The following is an 11,465-nucleotide window of genomic DNA, read 5'->3' on the forward strand; positions in this document are numbered from 1 at the left end:
CTACTGCAGATATCACGCAGCCACTTTCTCTTCCTCTACCTGCTCCTGTTCATGACGCTTCTTCTGAACGGCAAGCAAGATGAATACCAAGAAGTAGTATCCCCAGTAACCGACGAATTCCTCCAGTGAAGGGTTCTGCGTATAGCCTAGGAAAGCTTTAAAGAAAATGCCGACTTGGCCGTTGATAAGCGGCTCTTTCCCGAAATCACGGAGATATTGCACACCATCAATTGGATGCTCCGGCATAAATCCTGTTATATTATATATTTCACCGATTTGGTGTCCCGCTGTTCGATACAAACTTCCAATGATGCCCAAATCCTGCATAATTCCGATGGCTTGCACGAACAAACCCGCAGAAATCATCATCAAAAACACACTGGTGATGCGAAAGAACGTGCCCAGCCGAATTTTCTTCGTCCCTTTGAAAAAAAGAAGGCCAATAACGACAGCCAGAATGAGTCCACCTAGTGCTCCCCAGCTTTCGAGTGCTTTCTGTATGTTTCCACCTGTAATTGCCGCAAAAAAGAAAACCGTCTCCACGCCTTCTCGCACAACGACTAAGAACGAGTGGACGACCATATTAATGGCGCCGCCAATGGTTAGAATATGTGCAACCTTGCTCTGAACCTTCCCTTGCAATTCGCTATTTTGTTTGCCCATAAACATGATCATATGTGTCAGCAGCCCGGAAGAGACGAGCATGATACCGATTTTCAAGTAATTTTGGCTGCCCATACTGGCAAATCCGGTCAATAAAACCTGGAAAGCCAGGGCCAATCCGTAACTCACGATCAAAGCCAAAAACACACCAACCCATACCCATTTATGCCAGTGCACGGCATCAATACGTGTTAAATACGTAATGATTACACCAACTATGAGAATGGCCTCAAGCGCCTCACGAAACGTAATGAGAAATGCCTGTAAATCCATAATCTGCCCCCTATTCTCTTCCTTGTTTCAGCATGCTGAAAGACACTTGCGCCTACTAGGCACAAGTGTCTTCGCTATGAACAGAACTGATTAACGAAGAATGATAATTTCACCATTTTGGTAGAATACTCGTTTGCTGAACAACTCAGCTACAGCACGCAATGGAATAAATGAGCTTCCGTTTTCAATAATAACCGGTTGATCCAGTTTGACTTTCTCATTCACTTTACCATTCTCTACGACTTGATCGGATCCTAATGTAATTTCTGTTTTCTTACCATCTTTTGTGATAACAACTGTTTTCGTTGCATCTACCCATTCAACTTGAGCTTGAATTGCCTGGGCAATAACACGAACCGGAACCAATGTACGTCCGCTTTCTGTATTAATGAAAGGCGCATTTTCAGCTGTGAAAGCAGCTCCGTCCACTTGATACGCTTTGTCGCCAATTTTCAAGCTGGAACCATCTTTGTCAACGAGGAACTTAAGAATTTGGAAACCGTACTCTTTGGTAGCAGCAAGATCGGATTTATTAACAGCTTCTGTGAATTTCGTTGCCGCTATACTTGCTGCCGCATATTTCTCTTTACCTAAGAAAACTTCTTGGCTAGCAAGGAACATCGTACCTTCAGCCACATAACCGCGAGCACCTTGTAGGTCGCCAGCTTCAAGCTTGATGAAAGCTTGGTTCACATACTCAGATACTTTTCCGATCATAGTGCGTTGTAAGGCATCTTTGATTTCGTCTTTTTTGATTTTGCTTGCATCGCCGGAAGCGAAGGCATCTCTCACGAAGTTCGCATCTGCGACACTGCCGCCTCTGAGGTAGGTGTATACCGGCATGTAGAGGAAGTAACCTTCTGTAATCGCTGCCGCTTGATCAGCTGGGGCTTTAGTAGCAATGCTTTCTGCGTATGTAAAAGTAGCGAGTGTGTAGTTTTTGATCAACGTTTTGTCTAAGAATTGACGGTGAACATTGAATTCATTCAAGTTATTCTCTTTAATATCTTTTTGCATAAGTTCAATCGTTGTTTTCAAAAGTGAAACCATGTTTAAGCTATATTTTGCGTCGCGTTTCACAACGTTTGGTTCTAGAACAGCTTCATAAATTTGTACGACTTTATCAAAAGCCGCTTTCGCTCCGGCAACATCGCCTTTAGTCAAAGCAGGACGCACTTGGTTGTTGACCAAATCACGTACAGCCAAGAAGTAGTACCATTGTAGGCCTTTATCAATCGCTTGTTTCGCTTGGTCGACTTTCAAATCGCCTTTGATAGCACTGTCCAGGACAAGTGTGATGTTCGCATCGATCTTAGGATCGTCTGCTTTAATGGTTGTATCAATGCGTTTAACTTCAGTTTGGAATTTATCTACATATAATTTCTGAACATCTGCAAGTACGGTTTTATCCGTGAAAAGAGCTTTGATATCCGTGAAAGACTTGATGGAGGCAGCGATCGTTTGATCTTCCGTGATTTGGAATTTACTTTCTGCAAAAGCAACAGATGTAACCGTAACAACGCTAGATAAAGCTAGTGAAACACTTAAAGCTACTGCTAGAAATTTACGCATAATAAGTTTCTCCTCTATTCATCTCAAGTTTGTAAGAAATATTTAAATCCACTTTCTTTTACGAGCGAACCATACGCCCCCACCCAGAAGAACAATAACCCCTCCGATAACAGTGATGCTGATAAATGGATTCGTTTTATCGGAACGTTCCATAGGTGCATGCGCCGACGCTTCTTTCGCCGGCTCAGCTTGCTTATTATCCGAACCCGCTGCTTCCGACGCTTTAGCCGGCGCTTCTACAGTAGCTGTAGGAGCCGCTTCCGCAGTTGGTGTTGGACTAGCACTAGCCGTTGCACTAGGCTCAGGCGACTTCGTCTCCACTGCTGCAGCTGCATCGGGTGCCTTCGTCTCTGTCGGTTTAGCCGTTGGCGCTGGTTGATCTGGCTTGACCGCTGCCTCGTTCTTAACCGGGGCAGTTGTTGCCTGCGGTTTAGGAACAGGAGTAGACTCACTTGGAGCGGCAGGCTTGACGTAAGCCTTATAAGGGAATAAAGGCTTCACCTTACCATAGATAAAATTGACCTTTTCCTTGAAGACATCTGGCTGTACATCCTTCTTCCCTACACCGAACAATCCAGGATTCCCAAGCGCTTCAAGTGCGGCTTCGAAAGCTTTATTAATTTCACTCGAACCCGCCCCCACATAAAGCTCCAGTGTATCAAAGGTCGCCTTAGCTTTGGCTAGCAAGAGTTTAGACTCTGCATAATCATCAAGCCCTTTGGTAGCATAGGTAAACCGTCGATCCAAGTTCATGACGAGGACAGCTTTGAAATTAGCAATGACTTCTTTACTATCTTTGGCCTGGAAATTAGCGTCCAGTGTGGCAGCTATTCCATCGCCGAAGTGCGATACGAGTTCTGCTCTTATCTCCTTGTAAGCACTTTCCGCAGCGCCCCAATTGTTCGCTCCATCGCCTACACTGGTTTGAACCAGCTTAAAGGTTTCAGCGACTGCTTCAGTATTGGCGTCACCATACGAATAGGCCAGCGCGGAGGACGGCAAGATGATCAATGCCGCTAGAACAAAAGTCAAACCGGCTAGTAGCCATCGTTTCATGTCTTCACCCCTGATATGATTGTTTGGAACCTCGTTGTCATTGATAATGATAATCATTGTCCATATTTGTGTCAACCATTATTTTACTTTACCTAGAAGATGAACCCACTCTTAACGCACCCACTCATATAAAATAACGCGCCCATACGCCGGGTCAAATAGGTCGTCGGATTTAAACTCAGCAAGCTGCTTTAAATGCTCCTTCACCGATTTGCCTTGCTGCGCAAAGCCTTGAACGACATGATCGGTTAGCAGCACACGCCGCTCGGGATTCGCCCCAGCCAACGCTTGAAAGTACCCGTATGTATAGATACGCTGATGATCGTAGTCGGCCTGCAAGTACTGCAGTACCCTCGTTTCTTCCCATGTAAACAGTAGGAGAGGCTCTTGCAAGCTGCTTACATAGTCATGAAGCTGATAAACTGCCGGTTCTTCCACGGCCTGCCGCTTCTGAAGCTGAGCCCCATACACAACTTGAATGGATATGAGGCTAATGAGGAGGGCGTACAGGATCGTTGGCGCTATTCTCAATAGACGCGTCCTATGCGTGGATGTCCTTAATCCATCTGCTGTTCGAATGATAAAAGCAAACATTAGAAGCAATATCGGGGCAACGACAGGAACGATATGACGCGGTTTCTCAATATTTTGACCAAAAAGAGCCCAAAGGGTGTACAAAACGGCACAGCCAACGAGCCAGAAGATGTAACGCCGATTCTCGTTGCCCTGCACACTTGGAGGAACGAATCTCCGACCGATAAACGTTGCAGCGACAATAACGACGACACATAAGCCAATGAGAATAGAACCGCCTAGCAGGGCTGATCCCAGCAAATTGTGTCCAATGAGCTGGTAGATTCGTTCTCCCAGCGGCATCGGGGTAGAGATAACGCCGCCGCCCCATTCGGAGAAGTGTCCTTCAACGAAAGCCAGTGAGAGCTTCCAGAAACCAGCGAGAGTTCCTTCGGAAAGCACCAAACCAGCTATCCAAAGCAGCTGAAACAGCAGCGCAGCCAAGGCCGAGCACCCCAGTCTCAACCATCTCCGCCAACCGCTCGCACCGTACTGCCAAATTCCGTACCAGAGGGGCACCAACGCAAGACCGTACGGAAAGAAGGATAGGCGTGTCCCCAGAAGGAAGCCGAACATCAGCAGCGCCAGTCCATGACGTAGCATGGTAACGGGACGATCCATCGCAAAGCGGATACTCCAAAGAAACCACCACAATAAGGCCATACCCGCACACTCCGACATGGGACGTGAGGACATGAGCCAGATGTAAGGGCTGCTTAATACGAGCGCAGGCAGTAAAAGACTCTTTATGCCGCTGCCCGTCAGACGATTTGCCAGTAAAAACATCGGAAGCGCGGAGCTTAAGGCTGCTAGGGTGTTGAAGACAGATAAAGCTTTAACGGGATTATTCATCCACTGGTTAATAAACCAACCACCTAGAATAAAATACGGATAACCCGGAAAATGAGGCTGCATGGCGAGTAGATCATACCTATGTAGAGCCAACGTGAAATCGACCTCGTCCCACGTTCGCGCAAAGGAGCTGGCGTAGACAATACTTAGGCACGTCACTCCAGCAATAACAGCAGCTGCGAACAGCGCCAACCATATTGCATTAAGTTTCATATGCCCGCATCATCTCGATTCGTCTGTGGATTCACATTGCGTTTGGAGACAGGGCGTCTCATTTCTTTATAGATCGCCGGAAGAACGGAGGTTACATATTGTCTGAATTTGATGAAGGATTGGCCTTTAGTCCGAACTTGGTATGAGATGGGAATCTCCTCCAAGCGGTAACCCTGACGAACCAAGTTTAACGTGAGCACCTGGGCGTAATTGTAATCGTGGACAATAACGGCATTCTCCATCGCATCGCGAGAAAACCCGCGCATCCCAGATTGGCCGTCATAAATCCATCTGCGCAGCAGGATCGCCTGCAGCAGTGTGAACGTATAGTTGCCTAAACGGCGATGCAGCTTCATGCCTTGAATTTGCCCTTTGAAGCGTGAGCCGAAGGTGTAGTCCGCCCGCCCGGCGATGATGGGCGCAAGGACATCGGGAATTTGCTCCGGCGGATACTCATTATCCGCATCGATCATGATGCCAATGTCGGCGCCGAGCAGGCAGCATTGCTTCAGCCCTTCACGAACGGCAGCGCCGAGTCCTTTATTGTGTGGGAACGACACGATGTGGTCGGCTCCCGCTGCCTTGCTGACGGCGACCGTGCGGTCCTTGGACCCGTCGTCAATGACGAGCACCTCCACCTCATACTGAGGGTGGAAAGCTCTCGGAACGCGGGCAATAACCCCGCTAATATTCTCTTCTTCGTTATGCGCAGGCATAAAAACGATGATTTTTTTCTTAGTCATGATGCTTAATAGCCTCCGTTAGGACGGGTCCGCGACTATGGCTTGGGAATGGCGCACCCAGCAGATAGGCCAAAGTTGGGGCCATAGATACGAGGGAATGCTTTTCATCAATGCGATGGCCGCTTTGGATGGCAGGACCGTGCAGGAAGAAAGGCACATAGCGCTCACCCTCATCCAAATGGCCATGTCCACCAATTCCATCAGCCTGTCCGTGATCGGCACATATAATGAGTGTTGTATTCTCCATCATGCCGCGCTCTTCAAGCCAGCCAACGAATTCTTCGATTAATTTATCGGCTTCTGCGATTTTTTGCGTGTAATCGTCATATAAAACGCCTCGGCTGTGACCCGTTTGGTCAACTCCAATCAATTGGGCAACGAGTAAATCCGGATTTTGTTCGGCCATGATCTTCTTCGCCCGTTCGATAATATTACGATCTGCGACATCGTTATGCATCACAGCGGTCACACTTTCAACATCGTCTCCCATGGAGTCGATTAAGTGCGCTATGCCGAGCAGACGTCCCTTTTTCCCAACCTTACGCAGCGAATCAAAAATACTTTCAACCCGAATCCCCAGCCTCCAAACCATATTGGAGCGAATACCGTGCTCGCGCGGGTAAGTACCCGTGAACATCGAAGAGAAACATACCACGGTTCGCGCAGGATAAACGGTTTCCATTTGGGCATACTCTGTGCCTTCTGCTCGCAGTTTCTTCATAAATGGCGCGTCGGCTTCTTCAAAGCGCTCTTTGCGCATCCCGTCCACGACAATAACAATGACCTTCTTATTCAGTGCTTGTCCGCCCGCTTGTACATCGCTTGAATCGCGTGTGTACGTTGGGATTTCGGCTGGTTTCCAGTCAAACAAATAACGATGGAGAATGAAGCTGTATATCAGCAAACCGCCCGCAAATAGAAGCCCCGTACCCACATCAGCGGAAACACCACCCTCGAACTGACGGTAATAATGATTCCATACGAAAAGCAGCAGCAAAAATTTAGGCATCTGCTCCTGCGCATTGCCGCTCGTCGAGTCGCTATTTTTCAGAACTAGCTTCCAGAACCGTGTGAAATTCCACCAAGTCGTCCCAATTCGTAGATGATAGTAAAAAGTGCCCCAGAAATAAACCGTAAAGAAGTAGAACAACCCTAGCGCTAGCAAATACAGCGAGAACTCAGACCGCTCCCAAATCAGCAGCGCAGCAATGAATGGCATCCATAAATAATTTCGCAAAAAAAGCGGAAAATCAAAGCAATAATACAGCACAAAAAGAGGGAGGGTCACGAGCAGCCCCAAACCAGCGGAACTCCAAAAACTAGGATCGGACCATACGCCGATATGATAGAGCAGAAAGACGCCCACAACGAAAATCGGGGTAAACGGTTTTCCCTCATTTAGCAAGTTCCAGCAGCGAGCTGCGACGATTTCAAACGATGAAGCTTTTTTCATATTAATCATCCTTCCGTGCGTTACCATTCAATGATGGTTTTTTGTGACCCTTAAGCCGTCCAATCCAGGTTTTCATCTCGTGCCAACCTAAAGGCATTCGCACAAGTGAATACGCCCCTAACGTGTAGGCAAAAAGAAATTTAAAAGTATGCGACACAAGTGCCGCCCTATAAGCATCCTTACCATCAACACCGAGCAAGACAAGGGACCCGCTCATTGTACTTTCATAGGTACCTATCCCACCTGGGGTTATGTGGAAAATTTGTCCAGCAATCGTCATGCTATTCGCCCAAACGAGCGAGATTGTCCCAAGCTGCAAGCCGATCATGCGAGCAACAGCAAAGATAACACCAGCTTCTAGGATCCAGCTTAAAGCAATCAAGCCTACAATAACGAGCCCTTTGCCAGAAAGCATTTTAAGATGAAAATAAGCCGAATGCTTCGCTATGAATGGAATTTTGCGAATCATGGGCAGGTAATGCGCTGTTGCGAGAATCACGGTTCCCCCAGCCAACACCGTCACCCAGATCCATGAAGAGGGCAGACCTAACCGAATGATGCCAATTCCCCCAATTCCGGCAAGCACGAGCACATCAAGCAATCGCATGACCGCAACGGAATGGAACGCTTCCTCCCACGATTTCCCGCCATGCTTCATATATAAGCCAGCACGAACGCCATCTCCCGCTTTCACCGGAAGTACATGATTGACGAGCAAGCTATAGCTAATAGCATGAAAATAAATGCTGAATCGCACCTCAGACCCTGTATAAATTCGCCAAGCTGCGGCCTTTAGGAGGAAAGAGAGGAGGTAGATGGCGAACATGAAGACCAACCATTGGGGTTGATGGAAAAGAAGCTCTACGTCCCGGAGCCATTCCTTCGAATCGAACCATTGCCATGTCAGAAAAATAGAACAAACGATCAAAAGGATCGCCAGGAAACGAACAATTTGTTTCTTTGTTGGCATATTTGTTGTGACCTTCTTTTAGTTAAGGGTACCTCAAACTAGTTTTATGTGAGAATGAGAATCATGGTCAGTATAGGCGGTTTGGGGGGTTACGTCAACATAATTCCAGAAGGGGATGCATAGAATTGCCAACAGCAAGACGAACTACCGGACAGAATGGCTATAGCGATTCTTTATCCACATTATCCTTAAATGTTTTGTTATCATGTTCATTATGAGACATGATGGATTTATTCGAAAGAGAGTGAAGATAAATAATAAATGAAACAATCTTTGTCAGCAGGCTTCGAGCCGCTGGTTGTGTTTTCGCCGAAGATGAGGTCCGGTTACTCATCTCAGCAGCTCGAACGTCGGACGATCTCATCACCATGGTGGATCGTCGAGTCGCCGGTTTGCCTCTCGAACATGTCATCGGATGGGCGGAGTTTTGCGGTCTAAAGATAGCCGTGGATCCAGGAGTCTTCGTACCTCGCCACCGCACAGAATTTCTCGTTCGCCAAGCCGCAGCACTCGCACAGTCAGGAGCCGTAGTGGTCGACCTATGCTGTGGCTCGGGCGCAGTGGGCACAGCACTGGCTGCCGTCTTAGAACAGATCGAGTTGCACGCCACCGACATCGACCCAGCCGCAGTACGGTGTGCCCGCCGCAACGTCACTTCCGCCAGTGGGTATGTATATGAAGGCGACCTCTACGAGCCGTTGCCCGCCAAACTACGAGGCCGCGTCGACATCTTGGTCGCCAACGCACCTTACGTCCCCACCGAGGCGATCAGGCTGCTGCCTCCAGAGGCCAGGATTCACGAATCGCTGGTGGCGCTCGACGGGGGCGCAGATGGGCATGACGTCCAGCGCCGGGTGGCGGCTGCGGCGCCAATCTGGCTGGCACCGGGTGGCCATCTTCTGATTGAGACTAGCCAGCGGCAGGCGCCGCAGACAATCAAAATTTTCGCTAGCAATGGGCTGATCCCGCAGGTAGCTAGATTAGACGAACTGGACGCCACAGTCGTAATAGGAACCAGGCCCGGCCTGTCCGTAAACGAGAAGTGAACCCTGCTTGGCAAAGCAGCCATTAGTAAATAAAAACCCAGTCTAACACTTAATTTTGGTGTTTTGACTGGGTTTTTGTTTAACAACTTTATTTTCGCAGAACAATTTGTTCGATTGTGAATGAATTGTGTTCATTACTCTCATTTTTCGGGTAGGCAATACCTTTTATACTAAACATAAAGGTGTTATTGAAATGAAAGGCGGTTAATCCCGATGAAGCCTGAAACTAGCGCTGCTCCCCAAAAGCTTTCTTCACGCAAACTGACAACAGCATTCACCCTGAAAGGACGCTGGGAATCCCCCATAGCTGGGTATCTATTTATTTCCCCGTGGTTACTTGGATTTCTGCTGTTAACCTTATGGCCGATGGTTCAATCGATGTACTACTCTTTCACAAAATATACGTTGTTAGATGCGCCAGAGTGGATTGGCTTAAGAAATTATGAACGCATTTTTGCAGACGATGAGATGTTTCGTCAATCTTTGAAAATAACGATTCTTTTTGTCGTATTATCCGTGCCCATCAAACTCTTCAGCGCCTTAATGGTTGCAATGGTGCTCAATAAGAAAATAAAAGGGATTTCTGTGTATCGAACGTTCATCTATTTGCCTTCATTAATAGGGAGCAGCATTGCTGTAGCTATTCTTTGGCAAAATATTTTCGGCATTAACGGTTTTATCAATCGATTTTTAAGTTATTTCGGTATCGAGGGAATCAGTTGGATTAGCAATCCCAATACAGCTTTAGGCACCTTAATTATACTGGTTGCTTGGCAGTTTGGTTCTTCGATGGTTATTTTCCTAGCCGGATTAAAACAAATACCCGCCGAGTTATACGAAGCCTCTTCCGTGGATGGGGCATCTAAAGTTAGACAGTTTTTCAGTATTACCTTACCTATGCTGTCGCCTGTACTGTTGTTTAATCTCGTACTGCAGACAATCGGTTCCTTTCAAATGTTTACGCAAGCCTTCATCATTACGAAAGGCGGACCCATTAACTCCACGTATATGTATGCTTTATACCTATATGATCGTGCTTTTTCTAGATATGAGATGGGTTATGCTTCCGCTCTGGCATGGATACTCCTTGTAGTGATTGCAATCGTAACGGCTTTAATTTTCGCCTCATCCCGTTACTGGGTATTCTACGAAACAGAAGGAGGAGGGAGAAGAAAATGAGAAACCAGCTGATTGGAACACGCACTTTTCGAACGCATTTCTTATTGGCACTGTTTAGTCTCATCATGATATATCCCATGTTGTGGTGGGTGGGAGCTGCTTTTAAATCGAACGCGGAGATGAGCTCGCCCAGCTTCTTTCCTACGGAGTGGTTATGGAGTAACTTCAGCCAAGGGTGGGTCGCCATTCCAAAGTTCACCTTTACTCATTTTTATCTGAATACTTTTGAACTGATTGCTGGAGTTCTTGTAACGTCTATCATTTCCTGCAGCTTGGTAGCTTTTGGTTTCGCTCGATTAGATTTTCCGCTGAAAAATTTCTGGTTTTCCATTCTAATGGTCACCCTGATGCTGCCAAGTCAAGTGACACTGGTTCCCCAGTACATCATGTTTAATACTTGGGGTTGGGTCAATACGTATCTGCCTTTCTATGTTCCGCATGCTCTAGCAGGCGGGATCGGAGGACCCTTCTTTATCTTCCTGTTGGTGCAGTTTATTCGCGGAATTCCGCGGGAGCTGGATGAATCGGCCAAAATGGATGGCTGCAGCTGGTTCGGCATTTACTTACGCATTGTTCTGCCCTTAACGAAGCCCGCACTCGTAACGGTCGCCATTTATTGTTTCCTTTGGAATTGGGACGATTTCTTCGGACACTTGCTGTATATCAATTCTGTGAGCAAATACACCGTCGGTCTTGCTTTGAAGCTGTTCGTCGACAGCCAATCAGCTCTTCCGTGGGGACAATTACTTGCCATGTCGCTCGTTTCTATTATTCCGTCACTGATTCTCTTTTTTATGGCACAGCGCCATTTTGTCGATGGCATTGCTTCGGGTGCAGTGAAAGGATAGAATAATATAATACTTAAAAAGGTT

At 47.2% G+C, this 11,465-nt stretch carries 10 protein-coding genes; 3 read left to right on the plus strand and 7 right to left on the minus strand.

Annotation, left to right across the window (positions count from 1 at the left end):
• Positions 1–12 precede the first annotated feature (12 nt).
• The 7 genes from ASG85_RS04160 to ASG85_RS04190 all read right to left on the minus strand — a co-directional run bounded on the left by ASG85_RS04160 (position 13) and on the right by ASG85_RS04190 (position 8,368).
• Complete coding sequence (locus ASG85_RS04160; RefSeq protein ID WP_057303876.1) at positions 13–936, minus strand: FTR1 family iron permease; 924 nt, start codon at positions 934–936, stop codon at positions 13–15.
• A 90-nt stretch (positions 937–1,026) separates the two neighbouring features.
• Complete coding sequence (locus ASG85_RS04165) at positions 1,027–2,508, minus strand: copper amine oxidase N-terminal domain-containing protein (RefSeq protein WP_060645443.1); 1,482 nt, start codon at positions 2,506–2,508, stop codon at positions 1,027–1,029.
• A gap of 42 nt (positions 2,509–2,550) precedes the next feature.
• Positions 2,551–3,564: a hypothetical protein gene (locus ASG85_RS04170; RefSeq protein WP_060645444.1), complete on the minus strand. Its 1,014-nt coding sequence runs from the start codon at positions 3,562–3,564 to the stop codon at positions 2,551–2,553.
• Between the two features lie 111 nt (positions 3,565–3,675).
• Complete coding sequence (locus tag ASG85_RS04175; RefSeq protein ID WP_060645445.1) at positions 3,676–5,202, minus strand: hypothetical protein; 1,527 nt, start codon at positions 5,200–5,202, stop codon at positions 3,676–3,678.
• Entirely contained in the window at positions 5,199–5,945 is a 747-nt protein-coding gene (locus ASG85_RS04180) for a glycosyltransferase family 2 protein (RefSeq protein ID WP_060645446.1), read from the minus strand. The genes ASG85_RS04175 and ASG85_RS04180 overlap by 4 nt, the downstream gene beginning before the upstream one ends.
• Positions 5,938–7,398 carry an alkaline phosphatase family protein gene (locus tag ASG85_RS04185; RefSeq protein ID WP_057303881.1) on the minus strand — a complete coding sequence of 487 codons (1,461 nt, stop codon included), beginning with the start codon at positions 7,396–7,398 and terminating at the stop codon, positions 5,938–5,940. The genes ASG85_RS04180 and ASG85_RS04185 overlap by 8 nt, the downstream gene beginning before the upstream one ends.
• Before the next feature lies 1 nt (position 7,399).
• A complete protein-coding gene (locus ASG85_RS04190; protein ID WP_057303882.1) occupies positions 7,400–8,368 on the minus strand; it encodes a lysylphosphatidylglycerol synthase transmembrane domain-containing protein in 969 nt (322 codons plus the stop codon).
• A gap of 254 nt (positions 8,369–8,622) precedes the next feature.
• Here ASG85_RS04190 and ASG85_RS04195 point away from each other — a divergent pair, with 254 nt between their 5' ends.
• The 3 genes from ASG85_RS04195 (at position 8,623) to ASG85_RS04205 (ending at position 11,441) form a co-directional block, all read left to right on the plus strand.
• The gene (locus tag ASG85_RS04195; protein WP_060645447.1) at positions 8,623–9,414 is read left to right on the plus strand and encodes a putative protein N(5)-glutamine methyltransferase; all 792 of its coding nucleotides are present in this window, start codon (positions 8,623–8,625) and stop codon (positions 9,412–9,414) included.
• 213 nt (positions 9,415–9,627) lie between these two features.
• Positions 9,628–10,593, plus strand: coding sequence for a carbohydrate ABC transporter permease (locus ASG85_RS04200; RefSeq protein WP_057303884.1), 966 nt, complete (start codon positions 9,628–9,630; stop codon positions 10,591–10,593).
• Positions 10,590–11,441 (plus strand): carbohydrate ABC transporter permease, encoded by an 852-nt coding sequence (locus ASG85_RS04205; protein ID WP_057303885.1) that lies wholly within the window; start codon positions 10,590–10,592, stop codon positions 11,439–11,441. Before ASG85_RS04200 ends, ASG85_RS04205 begins: the two co-directional genes overlap by 4 nt.
• Positions 11,442–11,465: the final 24 nt, after the last annotated feature.

Source organism: Paenibacillus sp. Soil724D2 (assembly GCF_001427935.1).
Taxonomy (GTDB): domain Bacteria; phylum Bacillota; class Bacilli; order Paenibacillales; family NBRC-103111; genus Paenibacillus_E.